The sequence below is a fragment of the Dyella sp. LX-66 genome, assembly GCF_018599165.1.
Lineage (GTDB): Bacteria > Pseudomonadota > Gammaproteobacteria > Xanthomonadales > Rhodanobacteraceae > Dyella_D > Dyella_D marensis.
Map to the genome: position 1 here is coordinate 1 of NZ_JAHFVJ010000006.1, position 17,616 is coordinate 17,616.

The 17,616-nt window shown below is 65.9% G+C and carries 12 protein-coding genes; 6 read left to right on the forward strand and 6 right to left on the reverse strand.

Going from position 1 to position 17,616, the window contains the following annotated elements:
• Positions 1 to 344 precede the first annotated feature (344 nt).
• Both KK141_RS12920 and KK141_RS12925 read left to right on the forward strand, forming a co-directional pair.
• On the forward strand, positions 345 to 1,028 hold the full coding sequence (locus KK141_RS12920) for a rhomboid family intramembrane serine protease (RefSeq protein ID WP_214570118.1): 684 nt from the start codon (positions 345 to 347) through the stop codon (positions 1,026 to 1,028).
• Between the two features lie 10 nt (positions 1,029 to 1,038).
• Positions 1,039 to 1,365, forward strand: a complete 327-nt coding sequence (locus KK141_RS12925) for a DUF1820 family protein (protein WP_214570117.1) — start codon at positions 1,039 to 1,041, stop codon at positions 1,363 to 1,365.
• Positions 1,366 to 1,368: 3 nt separating this feature from the next.
• Here KK141_RS12925 and KK141_RS12930 read toward each other — a convergent pair whose 3' ends face one another.
• Both KK141_RS12930 and KK141_RS12935 read right to left on the reverse strand, forming a co-directional pair.
• Positions 1,369 to 2,094 carry a glutamine amidotransferase gene (locus tag KK141_RS12930; RefSeq protein WP_214570116.1) on the reverse strand — a complete coding sequence of 242 codons (726 nt, stop codon included), beginning with the start codon at positions 2,092 to 2,094 and terminating at the stop codon, positions 1,369 to 1,371.
• 22 nt (positions 2,095 to 2,116) lie between these two features.
• The gene (locus tag KK141_RS12935; RefSeq protein WP_214570115.1) at positions 2,117 to 3,937 is read right to left on the reverse strand and encodes a GspE/PulE family protein; all 1,821 of its coding nucleotides are present in this window, start codon (positions 3,935 to 3,937) and stop codon (positions 2,117 to 2,119) included.
• 93 nt (positions 3,938 to 4,030) lie between these two features.
• On the opposite strand from KK141_RS12935, the gene glyQ reads away from it, so the two are divergent.
• Together glyQ and glyS are read left to right on the forward strand one after the other, a co-directional pair.
• Positions 4,031 to 4,951 (forward strand): glycine--tRNA ligase subunit alpha, encoded by a 921-nt coding sequence (gene glyQ / locus KK141_RS12940; protein WP_214570114.1) that lies wholly within the window; start codon positions 4,031 to 4,033, stop codon positions 4,949 to 4,951.
• Positions 4,948 to 7,095, forward strand: a complete 2,148-nt coding sequence (gene glyS / locus KK141_RS12945) for a glycine--tRNA ligase subunit beta (RefSeq protein ID WP_214570113.1) — start codon at positions 4,948 to 4,950, stop codon at positions 7,093 to 7,095. Before glyQ ends, glyS begins: the two co-directional genes overlap by 4 nt.
• Positions 7,096 to 7,166: 71 nt before the next feature.
• Here the strand turns inward: glyS and KK141_RS12950 are convergent, their stop codons facing one another.
• Positions 7,167 to 7,733, reverse strand: coding sequence for a helix-turn-helix transcriptional regulator (locus KK141_RS12950; RefSeq protein ID WP_214570112.1), 567 nt, complete (start codon positions 7,731 to 7,733; stop codon positions 7,167 to 7,169).
• A gap of 340 nt (positions 7,734 to 8,073) precedes the next feature.
• Between KK141_RS12950 and KK141_RS12955 the strand changes: the two genes are divergently transcribed.
• On the forward strand, positions 8,074 to 11,127 hold the full coding sequence (locus KK141_RS12955) for a TonB-dependent receptor (RefSeq protein ID WP_214570111.1): 3,054 nt from the start codon (positions 8,074 to 8,076) through the stop codon (positions 11,125 to 11,127).
• A 302-nt stretch (positions 11,128 to 11,429) separates the two neighbouring features.
• Positions 11,430 to 12,308, forward strand: coding sequence for a DUF1481 domain-containing protein (locus tag KK141_RS12960; RefSeq protein ID WP_214570110.1), 879 nt, complete (start codon positions 11,430 to 11,432; stop codon positions 12,306 to 12,308).
• 81 nt (positions 12,309 to 12,389) lie between these two features.
• On the opposite strand, the gene KK141_RS12965 is transcribed toward KK141_RS12960, so the two are convergent.
• The 3 genes from KK141_RS12965 to KK141_RS12975 form a co-directional block, all read right to left on the reverse strand.
• Positions 12,390 to 14,234 carry an autotransporter domain-containing protein gene (locus tag KK141_RS12965; protein WP_214570109.1) on the reverse strand — a complete coding sequence of 615 codons (1,845 nt, stop codon included), beginning with the start codon at positions 14,232 to 14,234 and terminating at the stop codon, positions 12,390 to 12,392.
• 120 nt (positions 14,235 to 14,354) lie between these two features.
• Complete coding sequence (locus KK141_RS12970) at positions 14,355 to 16,688, reverse strand: Tex family protein (RefSeq protein ID WP_214570108.1); 2,334 nt, start codon at positions 16,686 to 16,688, stop codon at positions 14,355 to 14,357.
• Between the two features lie 132 nt (positions 16,689 to 16,820).
• Positions 16,821 to 17,594, reverse strand: coding sequence for an RDD family protein (locus tag KK141_RS12975; protein WP_214570107.1), 774 nt, complete (start codon positions 17,592 to 17,594; stop codon positions 16,821 to 16,823).
• Between the last annotated feature and the right edge of the window lie 22 nt (positions 17,595 to 17,616).

Below are 17,616 nucleotides of genomic sequence, written 5' to 3' on the forward strand. Positions count from 1 at the left end.
CGCCGATGGTAGTGTAGCTTGCTATGCAAGAGTAGGTCATCGCCAGGGGCTTTATCCTAAAAACCCTCACCACCTCGGTGAGGGTTTTTTCTTGGCCTAAACATAATCACTTCATTAGCTCCGCCATTAGCCCAGCATCGACGACGCCATTAGCGCTCCACTCGATACGAGTTAATCCGAACAGATAATCCGCGGCAGCGCTAATAGCCCACCGCCACCGCCTGATTTGGCCATCCAACTCACCCTCAACGCCAAACAGCAAGCAAAGAACGCCCATACGCCACACCCGCTTGGCCTATGATTCGACTCTTCAGGGACCCATGCGCCAATCGGGGGATCACCGCGTGTTTGTCCAAGTCGAAACCCGCCGCCGGCAACGCACGCCGTGGGTCACCATGCTGCTCGTGCTGGCCTGCGTGCTGAGCTTTATCGGGCTCGCCGTACTGCCACCGCGCCAGCGCCTGTCGCTGCTGCTCGAATGGGGTACGGTGCCGGCGAATATTTTCGACGCCAAGGAACCGATCCTCGCGCAGCTGCATGACCCGTCGCTGCTGCGCCTGGTCACCGCGCTCTTCATCCACGTCGCCTGGCTGCACGTGCTCGGCAACATGCTGTTCCTGGTGATCTTCGGACTGCCATCCGAGCGCACGCTCGGCTCTGCGCGCTTCTTTCTGCTGTTCCTGCTCGGCGGCATCGTCGCCAACCTGGTCGGCGCACTCTCGCTCGCTGGCGTGCACTCGCCCATCATCGGCTGCAGTGGCGCGGTTTCCGCGGTGCTCGGCACCTACATCGCGCTGTTTCCGCGCGAGCGCCTCGGCCTGGTGCTGCCGCTCGGTCTCTATCTCGAATTCGTCCGCGTTCCGGCTTTTCTGCTCATCGGCATCTGGGTACTGCTGCAGCTGCTTTTCAGCTATGCCGGTCCCAGCTATGGCGCCGTCGTGTGGTGGACCCACATCGCGGGTTTCCTGTTCGGCGTGATCTATGCGCTGCTGTCGCGCAATGCCGTCGTCCGGCGCATGCGCGGATAAACTTGCATCCATGCGCAACAAGAAACTCTACAAGGTCACCTTCCTGCACCTGGGCAAGAGCTACGAGCTCTACGCCCGCCACGTGGCTTCCAGTGCGCTATGGGGCTTCACCGAAGTCGGCGAGCTCGTGTTCGAACCCGCCGGCGAAGGCATCCTGGTCGACCCGACCGAAGAAAAACTGCGCGAAGAATTCAAGGACACCCGCGTCCTGCACCTGCCCATGCAGTCGGTTATCCGCATCGAAGAAGTCGACCGCAAAGGCTCGCTGGCCATTCGCGATGCCGGCGACGGCCAGAAGGTCACGCCATTCCCGATGCCGCCACGCGGCAGCCGCTGATCGTCAGCGCAGCGCCGCCATCCCGTGATGGCGCGAGAAGTAACGCATCAACCGCCGCGCGATCGGCGTCGGCGCCACCTGGCGAAACGTGTGGTGCGGATCGAAACCTTCCCGATGCATGTCGGCACGCTTGCGATGGATGTAGGCACGCATCACATCCGCATTGAATTCCGGATGGAACTGCACGCTCACCGCATTCTTCCCATAGCGCAGCAGATGATGCGGATCGCGCTCCGAGCCCGCGAGCACGGTCGCACCCTTCGGCAACTCCAGCACGCTCTGCTCATGCGTAGTGTGTGCGCGGAACGACGCCGGCAAGGTCGAGGCCACCGTATCGTCCTTGGCATGCGCCGCCACCTGGATCAGCATCGTGCCGATCTCGCGCCCGCCAGGCAGATAATCCACGCGGCCACCCAGCGCATGCGCCATCAGCTGATGGCCATAGCAGACGCCGAACAGCGGTAACTCCAGATCCATCGCATCGCGGATCCACCCCGCCGTGCGCTCGCTCCACGCCGCGCGCTCCGTCACCATCGCGGCGGAGCCGGTAATCAACGCACCGGCCACCTCGCCAGGAGGCGGCAACGCCTCGCCTGCGGCTACGTCGACAACACGCACCCGCTCCGGTGCAAGCTGCGCGCCGAGCCGGAACCAGTGCGGAAAATCGCCGTGACGGGCGCGAATCGGGTCGGGTGCACGACCGGTACGAATGATCAGAACGGGTTTCATCAACAGGCGAGCTTCAACGCAGTCAGTGGGAATGGCCTTCCGGCAACTCGATCGGCGGCAGCACCGTAAGCACTTCCTGCACCGTGGTGAGTCCTCGCGCCACCTGCGCCGCCGCGGAGATACGCAGCGGCTGCATGCCTTCGGCCAGTGCAGCGGTGCCGAAGCGGCCCAGATCCAGCTGCGACGACAACAGGCTGCGCAGGCGCGCCGACAGAATCATCATCTCATAGATACCGGTGCGCCCCATGAAGCCGGTATTGCGGCATTCCAGGCAGCCCACCGGCTTGAACACCGTGGCCGGCAGCGGCACCGACCAGCCATGGGTCAGCGCGGTCCATTCGTGCGGCTCCTGCTCGGTGGCCTGCTTGCAGTGCGGGCACAGCGTACGCACCAGACGCTGCGCCACCACGCCCGTGAGCGTGGACTGGATCAGGTAATGCGGCACGCCCAGATCGAGCAGGCGGGTCACCGCGCTCGGCGCATCGTTGGTATGCAGCGTCGACAGCACCAGGTGGCCGGTCAGCGAGGCCTGCACGGCCATCTGCGCCGTTTCCAGGTCGCGGATCTCGCCCACCATGATGATGTCCGGATCCTGGCGCAGCAGGGTGCGCACGCCGGCGGCGAAATCCAGGTCGATCGAGGTCTGCACCTGCATCTGGTTGAGTTCCGGCGAGACCATTTCGATCGGGTCTTCCACCGTGCAGACATTGAGTTCCGGCGTGGCCAGGTACTTCAGCGTGGAGTACAGCGTGGTGGTCTTGCCCGAGCCGGTGGGGCCGGTGACCAGCACGATGCCGTGCGGACGCTCCACCATGCTGCGCCAGAGCGTGCCTTCTTCCGGCGAGAAACCGATCTGCGAGAAATCCTTCGCGACGATATCCGGATCGAAGATACGCATCACCACCTTCTCGCCGAACGCGGTCGGCATGGTGGAAATACGCAGCTCCACTTCGCGGCCGCCGGCCGAACGCGTCTTGATGCGGCCGTCCTGCGGGCGGCGCTTCTCGGCCACGTCCATGCGCGACAGGATCTTGATGCGCGCGGTCACCGCGGTCATCACCGGCGGCGGCAGCTCGAACACCTTGTGCATCACGCCATCGATGCGGAAGCGGATCTGCCCGGCATCGCGGCGCGGTTCCAGATGGATGTCCGAGGCGCGCTGCTCGAACGCGTACTGCAGCAGCCAGTCCACGATGTGCACGACGTGGCGGTCGTCCGCGCCGACCTCGCCGCTCTTGCCCAGCTCCACCAGCTGCTCGAAGTTGAGGATGGCGGAGGAGTCGTAGCCGCTGGCCTTGGCATCCTGGGCCAGCTGGATCGAGCGCTGTACGCCGTAGAACTCGAGCAGGTAGCGATTGATGTCCAGCGGATTGGACACCACCCGCTTCACGTCGCGGCGGATCATGTGGGAAAGATCGGTCGCCCAGCCGGCATCGAACGGTTCGCAGGTGGCGAAGGTCACCTCGCCGGCCGCGGCCGCCACCGGCAAGATGCGGTGGCGCGTGGCGTAGGCGTTGCTGACCACCTGGGTCACCGCGGCCACGTTGATCTTCATCGGGTCGATCTTCAGGTACGGCAGGCCCGCATGGTTGGCCAGCCATTCGGTCAGCGCCTCAAGGCTCAGCGGCCGGCCGGGGTCGCGCAGGTTCGGCAGCTTGGCGTTGGCGATCAGCACCAGCGGATGTAGCTCGACTGCCGAACGGCCGCTGCGGTTGCCCATGCGAACGTTCTTGGCGTCCTCGGCCTGGACGAAACCGTCCACGACCAGGGCGGCCAGCACGTCGTCGAGCGTGAGCTTGCCGCGTCGACCCAACAGCGAAGCGATTTGCGGTGAGGCGGCCATGCGTCGGATTCCCCTCGGTTTTCTGCGCGCGATCAGGCCATGAGCATAGCGCGCGGCTATACTAACCCGCTTTATTCCAGGTCACGGAAAGCCATGTCCGCACGTACCTTCCAGGATGTGATCCAGACCCTCAACCGCTACTGGGCGGCGCAGGGTTGCGTGTTGCTGCAGCCGCTCGATACCGAGGTCGGCGCCGGCACCTTCCATCCCGCCACTTTCCTGCGCTCGCTGGGTCCGGAGCCCTGGGCCGCGGCCTACGTGCAGCCCTCGCGCCGTCCCACCGACGGCCGCTACGGCCAGAACCCCAATCGCCTGCAGCATTACTACCAGTACCAGGTGGTGATGAAGCCCAATCCGGACAATATCCTCGAGCTGTACATCGGCTCGCTCAAGGAACTGGGCCTGGACCCGCTGGTGCACGACCTGCGCTTCGTCGAGGACAACTGGGAATCGCCCACCCTGGGCGCCTGGGGCCTGGGCTGGGAAGTGTGGTTGAACGGCATGGAAGTCACCCAGTTCACCTACTTCCAGCAGGCCGGCGGCCTGGAGTGCAAGCCGGTCACCGGCGAGATCACCTACGGCCTCGAGCGCCTGGCCATGTACCTGCAGAACGTGGACAACGTCTACGACCTGGTGTGGACGGAAAGCCCGCACGGCACCGTCACCTACGGCGACGTGTTCCTGCAGAACGAAGTCGAGCAGAGCACCTACAACTTCGAGCACGCCAACGTGCCGGAACTGCTGCGCTGGTTCGACGTGTGCGAAGGCGAGGCCAACAAGCTGATCACCGCCGGACTGCCGCTGCCGGCCTACGAGCAGGTGATGAAGGCCAGCCACACCTTCAACCTGCTCGATGCGCGCCGCGCCATCAGCGTCACCGAGCGCCAGCGCTACATCCTGCGCGTGCGCACGCTGGCCCGCGCGGTGGCCGAGGCCTACGTCGCGCAGCGCGAAAAGCTCGGTTTTCCGGGCCTGAAGAAGCAACCGAAGCCGTCCAAGGAGCAGGCCGCATGAGCGCCGCCAAGTCACTGCTGATCGAACTGGGCACGGAAGAACTGCCGCCCAAGGCGCTGGACGAACTCGCCGCCGCGTTCCAGCGCGGCATCTGCGACGGCCTGGCCAAGCGCGGCGTGGAAGCCGGCCTGGATCTCGCCCGCGGCTTCGCTTCGCCGCGCCGTTTGGCCGTCCATATCCCGCAGGTCGCCGCGCAGCAGCCGGAGCAGACGATCGAGCGCCGCGGCCCCGCCGTGAATGCCTCGCTCGACGCCGAAGGCAATCCGAGCAAGGCGCTGCAAGGTTTTGCGCAGTCCTGCGGCGTCACTGTCGAGCAGCTGGAAAAGCTCGAAACCGACAAGGGCGCCTGGTTCGTGTTCCGCGCCGTGAAACCCGGCCAGCCGCTGGCCGCGCTGCTGCCGGACATCCTCGACGAAACGCTCAAGAGCCTGCCCATCCCCAAGCCGATGCGCTGGGGTAATCACGAATACAGTTTCGTGCGCCCGGCGCACTGGCTGGTGATGCTGCATGGCGCCGACATCGTCGAAGGCGAGGCGCTGGGCCTGAAGAGCGGCCGCAAGTCGCGCGGCCATCGCTTCCTGCATCCGCATCCGGTGCACGTGGCCGACGCCGATATCTGGCTGGATTCGATGCGCGCCTCCAACGTGCTGGCCGACCCGGCCGAGCGCCGCCAGCGCATCCGCGCCGAGGTGGCCAAGGCCGCCGCGCAGACCGGCGGCCTGCCGCGCCTGGACGACGCCCTGCTCGATGAGATCGCCAACCTCACCGAATGGCCGTCCGCCATCGCCTGCACCTTCGAGCGCGAGTTCCTGGCGGTGCCGCCGGAAGCCCTGGTCACCACCATGGAGACCAACCAGAAGTTCGTGCCGGTGTTCGACGCCGGGGGCAAGCTCACCGAACATTTCATCGGCATTGCCAATATCGAGAGCAAGAACCCGGCCGAGATCCGCAAGGGCTACGAGCGCGTGATCCGCCCGCGCTTCGCCGACGCCAAGTTCTTCTGGGACGAGGACCTGAAAACGCCGCTGGCCGGCTACCAGGACGACCTCAAGAACGTCACCTACCAGCAGTCGCTGGGCAGCCTGTGGGACAAGAGCGTGCGCGTGGCCGAACTGGCGCGCATCGTGGCCAACCGCGTCGAGGTCGACGCCGGCCAGGCCACCCGCGCCGCCGCGCTCAGCAAGTGCGACCTGCTCACCCGCATGGTCGGCGAATTCCCCGAACTGCAGGGCGTGATGGGCCGCTACTACGCCAGCCATCATGGCGAGACCGCCGAAGTGGCCGCCGCACTGGACAGCTACTACCAGCCGCGCTTCGCCGGCGACGCCATCGCCGCGGGCAAGGTCGGCCAGGTGCTGGCCGTGGCCGAGCGCCTGGACACGCTCGCCGGCATCTTCGCCGTAGGCCTCAAGCCCAGCGGCAACAAGGACCCGTTCGCCCTGCGCCGCGCCGCGCTGGGCCTGGCGCGCACCCTGGTGGAAGGCGGCCTGGAACTGGACCTCAAGGCCAGCTTCACCGAGGCGCTGGAACTGATCCCCGAAGCCGCCCTCGCCGCCGGCCTGAAGCCAGGCAAGGACGGCAAGGCGCCGGCGCTGGACGCCGGCAAGCGCCGCGCCGCCCTGGTGGACGAGCTGTACGACTTCGTCATCGAACGCCTGCGCGGCTACTACGCCGAGCAGGGTTTCAACGGCGAGCAGTTCGAAGCCGTGCTGGCGGTGGCGCCGGCCTCGCTGGCCGACTTCGACCGCCGCCTGCGCGCGGTGGCGGAATTCGGCCGCCGTCCGGAGGCGCTCAGCCTCGCCGCCGCCAACAAGCGCGTGGCGAACATCCTGCGCAAGCAGGCCGAAGAAGCCGGCGCGCCAGCGGTGCACGGTACGGTCGATCCGGCGCATTTCGAGGCCGATGCGGAGCGCGCGCTGGCGTCGGCGCTGGCCGCGGCCAAGTCGGAAACGGCCGGTGCCTTGCAGGCGGGCGACTACACCGCCGTGCTCACCCGCCTCGCGCAGTTGCAGGCGCCGGTGGACGCGTTCTTCGACGGCGTGCTGGTGAATGCGGAAAATCCTGCGGTGCGCGCGAACCGCCTGGCCTTGCTCGGCCAGCTGCAGGCGCAATTCACGGCCATCGCCGATATCGCGCGGCTCTGAGTTTCGGCGGGTTTCGCCGGCACAAAGAAAAACGGCAGCCAGATGGCTGCCGTTTTTTTTATGCGGGATCTTCAGGCCAGATGGCGATCGCGCTTGAGGCGGTCGCCGAGGCGATGATTGAACGCCACCATCGCCGCCGCATCCACATCGTTGCCGCCCGGGCCGAGGATCTCGTACAGGTCGGCCAGCAGGTCCGCATTGTCCGCCAGCGACAGATTGCTGTCGGCCAGGTCCAGCTCGGACTGCAGGATGCGCAGCGCCGTGTTCAGGCGGTGCGGATCCATCGCCACGCCGCTCGCATGCAAGGTGTCGGCGGCGGTGCGCAGCTTGGTGCGCTGGCGGTTGGTGAGCGAAGTCTCGGTGCCGAGCTCTTCGCCGGAAGTGATCGATTCGGACTGCATCATCGAACCTTCGCCGGCCACCAGCCACACCAGGGAAATGCCCATGGTCTTGGCCAGCGTCACGCAGCGTGCACGGGAAGGATCGGTATTGCCGTCGCGCCAGCTACGCACGACACCCTCGGAGAAACCGCACATTCGCGCGATCTCGGTCACGCTGCCGACGCGCTGGATCAGCACTTTGACTCGATCGGCGAAGGTGCCCCCGTTCGGCGGCGTCGTAGTTATTTGCGTAGCCATGGGGATCTCCTGGGTGGTCTGGCAGTTGACTTTTGCAAGCTAGCCTTTCGGGCCGCTTACGTATTAGCCGGGCTATAACACGGCAAGATGTTACGAAAGGGTTGACGTTTATCTAATCTTCATCTAGCGTCGATATTTCTTACGCGAAGCTGTCGTAAGAAAGTCGATTTCTGAGCGGGGAAACGCACGAACTCCCATTTGGGAATACGCGCGAGCGAAGAAATCGCAATTCACTTTCCCCGGGAATATTGCCCGGGCGATTCAAGGGGAGAACAACGAAATGGTTTCGCATACCGTTATTGCCGTACGGCAGTTGCGTCGTGCCCGCTTGGCACTCGCTTTGAGCCTGACTCTCACCGGTGGCGTCGCATTCGCCCAGAGCACGGTGGGTTCGATCTACGGAAACGCTGCCGCCGGCACCACCGTGCAGGCGGAGAACACCGGCAACGGTTTCAGCCGCCAGGTCACGGTGGGCGCCGATGGCCGCTTCAACATCGGTTCTTTGCCGCCGGGCACCTACCGGCTGACCATCAACGAAAACGGCACGCCGTCGACGCATGAAGTCACCGTCGTGGCCGGCCAGAACCTCAACCTCAGCCCCGGTGCGAGCAAGAGCGCGAAGGACCTGGGCGTGGTGCAGGTATCGGCCAACGCGATGCCTTCCATCGACGTGGCCCAGGTGGAAACCGCCACCGTCTTCACCGCCGCGCAGCTGCGCAACCTGCCGATCGCGCAGAACCAGACTGCGGTGGCGCTGCTGGCTCCCGGCGTGACCAAGGGCGATGCCCAGTTCGGCAACCTGGCCAGCTTCAACGGTTCGTCGGTGGCCGAGAACAGCTACTACGTCAACGGCTTCAACGTCACCAACCAGTTCAATGGCCTGAACTACTCGCAGGTGCCGTTCCAGGGCATCGGCCAGATGGAAGTGAAGAGCGGCGGCTACGGCGCGCGCTACGGTTATTCGACCGGCGGCGTGATGTCCGTGGTCACCAAGCGCGGCAGCAATGAGTGGACCGGCGGCGCACGCGTCGACTGGTCGCCGGAAAGCCTGCGCGCGAACAATCCGAACCTGTACTACAACAACGGCCGCCTCGCGACCGTGCGCGAGAAGAACGAACAGAGCGAGCGCATCGCCAGCGTGTGGCTGGGCGGTCCGCTGATCAAGGACAAGCTGTTCTTCTACGCCCTGTACAGCCAGACCGACACCGACCGCACCACCTATGGCGGCACCTACTCCAGCCCCGGCAACGACCTGGGCTCGCGCGGCATGCTCGACGACCACTGGAAGGATCCGTACTGGCTGGTCAAGCTCGACTGGAACATCAACGACAACAACGTGCTGGAATACACCGGCTTCAGCGATGTCGAACACCAGAGCGAGCGCGTCTACAAGGGCGGCATGGATGACAACAAGCGTCCGCTGCGCGGTTCCTACCAGGGCACGCAGTACTGGAAGACCGGCGGCCGCACCGACATCCTCAACTACACCAGCTATCTGACCGACACGCTGACCTTGACGGCGATGTACGGCCAGCTGCGTTCGGCGCGCACCACGTATGCGGTGAGCAAGGACGGCCTGTACGAGTCGTATAACGGCGTGGTCGGCGACTTCAACCAGCCGGGCTGCGTGACGGTGGCCGACCGCCGCTATCCGGTGGCGACGCTGAAGACGCTCAACCCGTTCGCGTCCTGCAACTTCGCCGGCACCTTCGACAAGGTCGGCGGCAAGGACGACAAGAAGTCCGGCCGCATCGACCTGGAATGGAAGCTCGACAGCCACGATCTGCATGCCGGCTACACCAAGGACAAGTGGACGTCCGACACCGGCCAGTCGCTGTACGAAGGTGGCGTGTACTTCAACTACTACACCCGCCCGACGGCGCGCGGCGTGGACAACTCCGGTTCGCCGGAAACCAGCTACGTGCGTTCCATCGCCTTCCAGACTGGCGGCAAGGTCGACATCGAGCAGAAGGCCTTCTACATCGAGGACAACTGGGCGATCACCGACCGCTTCCTGGCCTATGTCGGCGTGCGCAACGACGGCTTCAACAACAAGAACGGCGCCGGCGAAAGCTACGTCAAGCAGAGCAACATCTGGCAGCCGCGCCTGGGCTTCTCCTGGGACGTGATGGGCGATTCGTCGCTGAAGATCTACGGCACCGCCGGCACCTACTCGCTGCCGATCGCGGCGAACGTGGCGCTGCGCGCGGCCAGCGCGTCGATCTACAGCATCCACGACCAGTACTACACCGGCGTCAACCCGATCACCGGCGCGCCGATCGGTCTGCACAACATCCCGAATGCCGATCCGAACTACGATCGCGTGGCGTACGCCGAGACCTACTTCGCCAACGGCGAGAACGGCACGACGCCGAAGGCTTCGTGGGTGGCCGACAAGGATCTGAAGCCCTACAAGCAGGACGAGTTCATCCTCGGTGCGCAGAAGCAGCTGGACAACGACTGGACCGTCGGCATCCGCCTGATGCACCGCAAGCTGCGCAACGCCATCGACGACGCCTGCGACTGGCGCCCGTTCTACAACTACGCGGTGAACGTGCTCGGCCTGCCGCCGCAGAGCGACGCCAATCCGGGCGGCGTGCCGGAAAGCACGCCCAGCGGCGTGCCGGGCTGCTACATCTTCAACCCGGGCCGCGGCGTGGATCTCAACATCCCGCTCACCCAGGACGATGCGGACGCCGGCATCTCGCGCCACGTGAAGCTGTCCTCGCATGACCTGGGCCAGCCGAAGGCCAAGCGTTCGTTCTCCTCGGTGGAGCTGTCGGCCGAGAAGAGCTGGAACGACAAGTGGTACGTCAAGGCTTCGTACGTGTGGGCCAAGAGCTACGGCAACACCGAAGGCCTGGTGAAGTCCGACATCGGCCAGGCCGACACGGGCACCACGCAGGACTTCGACTACCCCGAGCTGATGTACTACAGCAACGGCAATCTGCCGAATGATCGCAAGCACACGATCAAGGTGTACGGCTCCTGGCAGGTCACGCCGGAATGGATGGTGGGCGCCAACCTGCTGGTGCAGACCGGACGTCCGAAGAACTGCTTTGGCGTGAATGAAGACTGGGATTCGTACGCCGGCTACGGCAGCAACGCCTCCTACTTCTATTGCCAGGGCCAGCCGGTGGCACGCGGCAGCCTGGGTCGGACCAAGACCCTGTGGAACCTGGACCTGGGCGTGAACTACAAGCCGGCATGGGCCAAGGGTCTGCAGCTGAGCATGGACATCACCAACGTGTTCAACCGCCACACCCCGCTGACCATCGACGAAGCGGGCGAGACCAACGCGACCGATTACTACCAGACCACCTTCGGTACGCCGACCAGCTACCAGACGCCGCGCTATGTGCGTGTGGCAGCGCAGTACGACTTCTCGCTCTGACTTAGCCGTAGTGATTCTTCCAATAAATACCCCGCCCTCACGGGCGGGGATCTCCCTGGGCCGCATGCGATGTGCGGCCTCTTTTTGTAAGATTTTTATCTAAATGGCTGATTGGACGGCTATTACTATTGTCGAATCGACTATTTCCATGCGATGACGTATGGAGTGGTAAAGGTAATGTTGACTTTGTCCGATTCATAAATTTTGGGGTATTCTCCGAACTTCCCCCGCGAAAATGACTCGCGCCCCTGAGCGCCAGAGCTTTCGTGACCGTGTTTGTATCGATTGATTGAGGTTCCCCAATGCGCAGGATCGTCTGGTCACTGGTGTCGGTAGCAGCGCTCGCTCTCGCCGGCTGCAATTCTTCTGATTCGTCGCAGCCCGCGGCGTCGGCTGGCGGCGAGTCCGCGCCGGCGGCTTCGGCGCCCGGCCAGCAGCCGATCAAGGCGAATGCGGTCGGTGGCACGGTCGCGCTGCGCGATGCCGCGGGCCAGGTGTCCCCGCAGGCCAAGCTCGAGATCAAGCTGCTCGATCCGGCCCAGGACGGCACCCCGCTGGCCAGCAAGACGATCGACCCGGTGGCGAGCCTGCCGCAGTCGTTCGAGCTGGAATTCAATCCGGCCGACGTCAACCCGAACAGCATGTACATCGTGCAGGCCGTGCTGACCGACGGCGACCGCCGCTACACCGCGCCGCTGCAGACGCCGGTGCTGACCAAGGGCGCCGGCAACCAGGTGTCGATCCAGCTGGTGGGCGAGCAGACCCCGGGCGAGAAGGAACTGGCCGCGTTCAATGCGGTGCAGAAGCAGATCGGCGGCATGAAGATCACCAGCGGCACCAAGCTGGAAGACAAGGTCTCGCGCGGCTGGCAGGTGTTCCGCGAAGCCGGCGAAGTGAAGTTCATCCGCGAGCAGGTGGATTACGGCGACAAGGGCTTCACTGCCACCGACTACGCCTACAAGGACGGCAAGCCGTGGGTCGTGGTGCAGCAGAAGAAGCCGAGCAAGGACGGCAAGCCCAGCTCCACCGAGCGCGCCGGCTGGAACGCCGACGGCGCCCTGGTGCTGAAGCAGGAGCAGGCCGGCAGCAAGACCGACGCGCTGGCCGACGACGAAGCCGCCAACCTGCAGAAGCAGGCCACCAGCATTCTCAGCCTGGCCACCAACGGCAAGAACAAGTAAGCGCCGCCTTCCTTCGGGGCATGAAAAAAGCCGTCCGCTCGCGCGGACGGCTTTTTTATTGGACGGGGCTGGAAAGCCGGCTCAGAAGCCGACTTTCACGCCCAGGTTGACGCTGTTGTACTTCTGGCTGTCGTCGCCGAAGCGGCCGCTGTAGCCCACCCAGCCGGTGAGGTTCTCGCTGAACTGGGCGGACACGCCCACGTCGGCGGTGCCCCAGGTCTTGTCCGGCAGGAAGCCGGTGAGGGCGAACTGGCCGGGCATGCTGACCACGCCGGCGGTGACGCTGCGCGGGTCGGCCTTGCTGTCGTGGTTCCAGGCCAGCTCGGCATACGGCGCGAGCATCATGCCGCCCGCCTGCCAATGGCCCTGCAGGCGCCAGCCCAGGGTGGAGATCAGCGCGTCGCGCTGCTGGCGGCCGAACCACATGGTGGTGCTGTCGTTGCCGCCTTCGGTGTAGCCATTGACCTTCACGGTCTGCCATTCCACCGTGGCGAACGGACCGGTGCGGATCGAGTCGAAGTTGAACCACCAGCCGCCGGTGGCGCCGCCACCGAGGCGGTTGCCGTCGGCCTTGCCGCTCTCGCTGCGCGACATGGCGCCGAGCTGGATGCGGCGCTCGATGTCGGTGAAGTTCGACTGCGCATAGTTCAGATAGCCGCCGACGTAGCCGCCGCCGTTGTGGTAGGTGACGTAGCCCAGGCCGCTGATGTCCTGCAGCTTGTAGCCGCCGCCGCCGGCGAAATCGGCATTGTGCTGGCCGATGCCCAGCGCCACGCCCATCGAGATGTGCTCGCTGGCGCGCACGTCGGCGCCGACGGTCAGGTTGACGTTGTTGCTGGTGGTCTTGGGCGAGCTGCTCTGCTCGTCGAAGCGCTGGTGGGCGTAGTCGACGTTGGCGAAGAAGCGCGTATCGCTGCCCATGGCGTCGGCCAGCATCTCGTTGCGGATGGCGCGGGTCTGCGCGGCGGCCGCGGCCAGCGGGGCTTCGCCCAGCATGGAGATCTGGCCCGGCGCCTGGATCAGCGACACCACGTACTGGCCCAGCATGGCGTGGGCAGCGGTGGTCGGGTGCACGCCGTCGGCGAACAGGTAGGTGTTGTTGGTGCCCGCGGCGTAGCTGTAGGGCAGGCCGGAACCGGCCGGGCCGCACTGCACCGAGCTGCCGTTGCAGGCCGGCGTGGTGACATTGGTGAAGCCGTAGGCCGACGGGTTGGCGATCACCTCGTTGAGCAGCTGGAAGGTGTTCACCGGGATCACGTTCAGGCCGTTGTTGCTCAGCTGGCTGATGCCCGCATTGAGCACGCCGTTGAAGGCGAGCGACAGCTGGGTGGCGCCGGCCGAGGCCGCCGCGCCGCCGGCCATGCCGGACGGGGTCTTGCCGATGTCGGGCAGGTTGTAGACCACCACGTACTTGGCGCCGGCGGCCTGCATCTGGCCGATCAGGCCCACTTCGGTCTGCGCCGCGGCGACGGCGCCGCCGGCCAGCACGGTCGGATTGGTCGAGGTGGCGGTCAGGTAGAAGATGTCGTTGGCGCCGCCCCAGACCTGGTACAGCGCCTTGCCGTCGGCGTGGCCGCCGTTGGCCGCCAGGTACATCTGGAACTGCTGCGGCAGCATCGGCACGCCGGCCGGGGTGCCCGGCGAGTTGTGCTGCAGGCCGGCGCCGCCGAAGGCGTAGTCGGTGCCGCCGGAGAGCGATGCCGTCACCGGCAGGCCCAGCGCCGCGGCGACGTTCTCCGCCGTGGTGGTGCCGGGGTTGGTGGTGAAGCGCAGCGGGGTCGGCGAACCCGACAGCTTGGCGATGTTGCCGGCGTCGCTGAGGCTATCGCCGATGACCACGACCTTGCTGAAATCGGTGGCGGCGGCGGCAGTGCTGAACAGCAGGCCGGCGGCGATGGCGCCGGCAAGATGACGGATGCGGGGCATGTCGGTAACGCTCCTTGAGCCGGGATGGCTTTTGTTATTCGCGCGTTACGGTAATGCATGCCCATACGTCAGCGCATGCTGCGCTGCATCGCAGCGCAGCATGCCTGGACGGGGCCGGACTCAGCGCTTCATGGCGCGCGACAGCGCATCGGCAAACGCGCTGTTGGCTGGCGCCGCGGCCGGCTTGGGCGCGCCGCCGCCCGGACGCGGGCCACGGCCATCGCGCGGACCGCCGCGGTTGTCGCTGTTGTTGCCGCCGGCCGGCCGGCCGGCGCGGGCCTGGCCCGGTTCGTCGTCCAGGCGCATGGACAGGCCGATGCGCTGGCGCGGCAGGTCCACTTCCATCACCTTGACCTTGACGATGTCGCCGGCCTTCACCGCGTCGCGCGGATCCTTGACGAAGGTGTGCGACAGCGCCGACACGTGCACCAGGCCGTCCTGGTGCACGCCGATGTCGACGAAGGCGCCGAACGCGGCCACGTTGGTGACGCGGCCTTCCAGGATCATGCCGGGGCGCAGGTCCTTCAGGTCTTCCACGCCCTCGGCGAAGCTCGGCGCGACGAACTCCGGACGCGGGTCGCGGCCGGGCTTCTCCAGTTCTTTCAGGATGTCGCGCACGGTCGGCACGCCGAAGCGCTCGTCGGTGTACTGCTCAGGTCTAAGGCCGCGCAGGAAGCCGCTGTCGCCGATGATGCTTTTCACCTCGCGCCCGCACTGGGCAATGATGCGCTCCACCACCGGATAGGCTTCCGGATGCACCGAGCTCGCATCCAGCGGATTGTCGCCACTGGGAATGCGCAGGAAGCCCGCGCACTGCTCGAACGCCTTCTCGCCCAGGCGCGGCACCTTCAGCAGGGCCATGCGGTTGGCGAACGGGCCGTTGGCGTCGCGGTGCTTGACCACGTTCTCGGCCACGCTGGCGCTTAAGCCCGCCACGCGGGTGAGCAGCGCGGCGGAAGCCGTGTTCACGTCCACGCCTACCGCGTTCACGCAGTCCTCGACCCTGGCGTCCAGCGCGCGCGCCAGCTTCACCTGGTTCACGTCGTGCTGGTACTGGCCCACGCCGATGGCCTTGGGTTCGATCTTCACCAGTTCGGCCAGCGGGTCCTGCAGGCGGCGCGCGATGGACACGGCGCCGCGCAGGCTCACGTCCATGTCGGGGAATTCCTTGGCCGCCACTTCAGAAGCCGAATACACCGAGGCGCCGGCTTCGCTCACCACGATCTTGGACAGCTTCAGGTCCGCGTGCTTCTTGATCAGCTCGCCCGCCAGCTTGTCGGTCTCGCGCGAGGCGGTGCCGTTGCCGATGGCGATCAGGTTCACGCCGTGCTGCTTGCACAGCACGGCCAGGCGCGCGATGGACTGGTCCCACTGGTTGCGCGGCTCGTGCGGATACACGGTGTCGGTGGCCAGCACCTTGCCGGTGGCGTCCACCACCGCGACCTTCACGCCGGTGCGGATGCCCGGGTCCAGGCCCATCACGGTCCTGGCGCCGGCCGGCGCGGCCAGCATCAGGTCCTTGAGGTTGTCGCCGAACACGCGGATCGCTTCGTCCTCGGCGCTTTCGCGCACGCGGCCGAACAGGTCCAGCGTGAGGTGCAGGTGCAGCTTCACGCGCCAGGTCAGGCGCACGGTTTCGCGCAGCCAGGCGTCGGCGGCGCGGCCGCGGTCGAGGATGCCGGCATGCGCGGCCACGCGGCCTTCGCCTTCCAGGTGGCCCTGCTCGGCTTCCAGCGTGGGCGCCAGTTCCAGTTCGATCACGCCCTCGTTGCGCGCGCGCATCAGCGCGAGCAAGCGGTGCGAGGGGATCTTGCCGATCGCTTCCATGTGGTCGAAGTAGTCGCGGAACTTCGCGCCTTCGTTCTCCTTGCCTTCCACCACCTTGGCGCGGATCTGGCCCTTGTCCCACAGCCAGTCGCGCAGCTCGCCGACCAGGTGCGCATCTTCGGCGATGCTTTCCATCAGGATCGCGCGCGCGCCGTCGAGCGCGGCGCGCACGTCGGCCACGCCCTTCTCGGCGTCGACGAACTGCGCGGCGAAGGCTTCGGGTGCTTGCGTGGGATCTTCGCGCAGACCCAGCGCCAGCGGCTCCAGGCCGGCTTCGCGCGCGATCTGCGCCTTGGTGCGGCGCTTGGGCTTGTACGGCAGGTAGAGGTCTTCCAGGCGCGCCTTGGTGTCGGCGTCGAGGATGTCGCGCTTGAGCGCATCGGTGAGCTTGCCCTGTTCCTCGACGCTGGCCAGGATCGCGCCGCGGCGTTCTTCCAGCTCGCGCAGGTAGCGCAGGCGCTCTTCCAGCAGGCGCAGCTGGGTGTCGTCGAGGCCGCCGGTGGCTTCCTTGCGGTAGCGCGCGATGAAGGGGACGGTGGCGCCGCCGTCCAGCAGGTCGACTGCCGCGATGACCTGGTCCGGTTTGGCGGCGATGTCCTGGGCAATGTGATGTTCGATGCTGAGCATGGGGTACTGACGATTCCTTGGAAGACACAAAGGGGCGCGGCATGCCGCGCCGGTCGGGCGTGGAATGATAACAAGCGTGGGAAAGGGCGAAAAACGCAGGGAACGCCCGGGTTCCCTGCGCGGACTCAAGGGTCAGGCGTTGAACGAACCCTTGTTCGTCTCGTTCGACGGCGCGGACTTCGCATTCGCCAGTTCGTTGGCGCGGCCGTTCAGCACCAGGGTGCCGGCGATCATGTCGTGCAGGCCCTGCTTGCGCTCGGTGAACGCCACCATCAGGTAGCCGATGCACAGGATCATGCCGCTGAGCATCTTGGCGAAATAGCGGCCGGTGGCGCGCATGAAGCTGATGCGGTTGCCTTTGAGATCCACCACGCGGATGCCCATCGCCAGCTTGCCCAGCGTGGCCTGCCAGGACGAGCTCTCGCACAGCGCGAAATACAGCCAGGCGATCACGATCTGCACCAGCATCGCCGGCAGCATGGCGCTGTAGAACGCACCGTAAGCCGACATCAGCGCGCCGGGATCGCCGGTGGCGCTCTGCGCGCTCTGCATCAGCGCGTTCTGCGCGGCCTCGGCGCCGAGCATTTTGCTGATCAGCAGATTGGGGATGACCAGCACGATGTAATCGAGGATGTAGGCCACCACGCGCTTCCAGAAGCCGGCGTGGTCTTCCAGCGAGCGTTCGGCGCTGGGCGCGGTCTGCAGCGGGGCCTTGGGCGGGGAATACACGCGGTCGAGCGCGGGCGGCTCTTCGGGAAACAGCGCGGACAGCGGTTTCCAATCCGTCATGCCCTGGTACCAGCCCAGGTCGTCCGGGCTCACTTTGCCGGTGCGCAACCAATCGCGCACGTCGCTTTCGCTATAGGGGCCATGCCGCTCGCCATCCCGGCCGATCCAGACTTCCATCGTTCGTGCTCCCATCGGTGGA

Excerpts from the sequence above, each read along its gene's own strand:
- KK141_RS12925 (WP_214570117.1), top strand. The coding sequence starts at position 1,039 with ATGCGCAACAAGAAACTCTACAAGGTCACCTTCCTGCACCTGGGCAAG.
- KK141_RS12930 (WP_214570116.1), bottom strand. The coding sequence starts at position 2,094 with ATGAAACCCGTTCTGATCATTCGTACCGGTCGTGCACCCGACCCGATT.
- KK141_RS12935 (WP_214570115.1), bottom strand. The coding sequence starts at position 3,937 with ATGGCCGCCTCACCGCAAATCGCTTCGCTGTTGGGTCGACGCGGCAAG.
- glyQ (WP_214570114.1), top strand. The coding sequence starts at position 4,031 with ATGTCCGCACGTACCTTCCAGGATGTGATCCAGACCCTCAACCGCTAC.
- glyS (WP_214570113.1), top strand. The coding sequence starts at position 4,948 with ATGAGCGCCGCCAAGTCACTGCTGATCGAACTGGGCACGGAAGAACTG.
- KK141_RS12950 (WP_214570112.1), bottom strand. The coding sequence starts at position 7,733 with ATGGCTACGCAAATAACTACGACGCCGCCGAACGGGGGCACCTTCGCC.
- KK141_RS12960 (WP_214570110.1), top strand. The coding sequence starts at position 11,430 with ATGCGCAGGATCGTCTGGTCACTGGTGTCGGTAGCAGCGCTCGCTCTC.
- KK141_RS12965 (WP_214570109.1), bottom strand. The coding sequence starts at position 14,234 with ATGCCCCGCATCCGTCATCTTGCCGGCGCCATCGCCGCCGGCCTGCTG.
- KK141_RS12970 (WP_214570108.1), bottom strand. The coding sequence starts at position 16,688 with ATGCTCAGCATCGAACATCACATTGCCCAGGACATCGCCGCCAAACCG.
- KK141_RS12975 (WP_214570107.1), bottom strand. The coding sequence starts at position 17,594 with ATGGAAGTCTGGATCGGCCGGGATGGCGAGCGGCATGGCCCCTATAGC.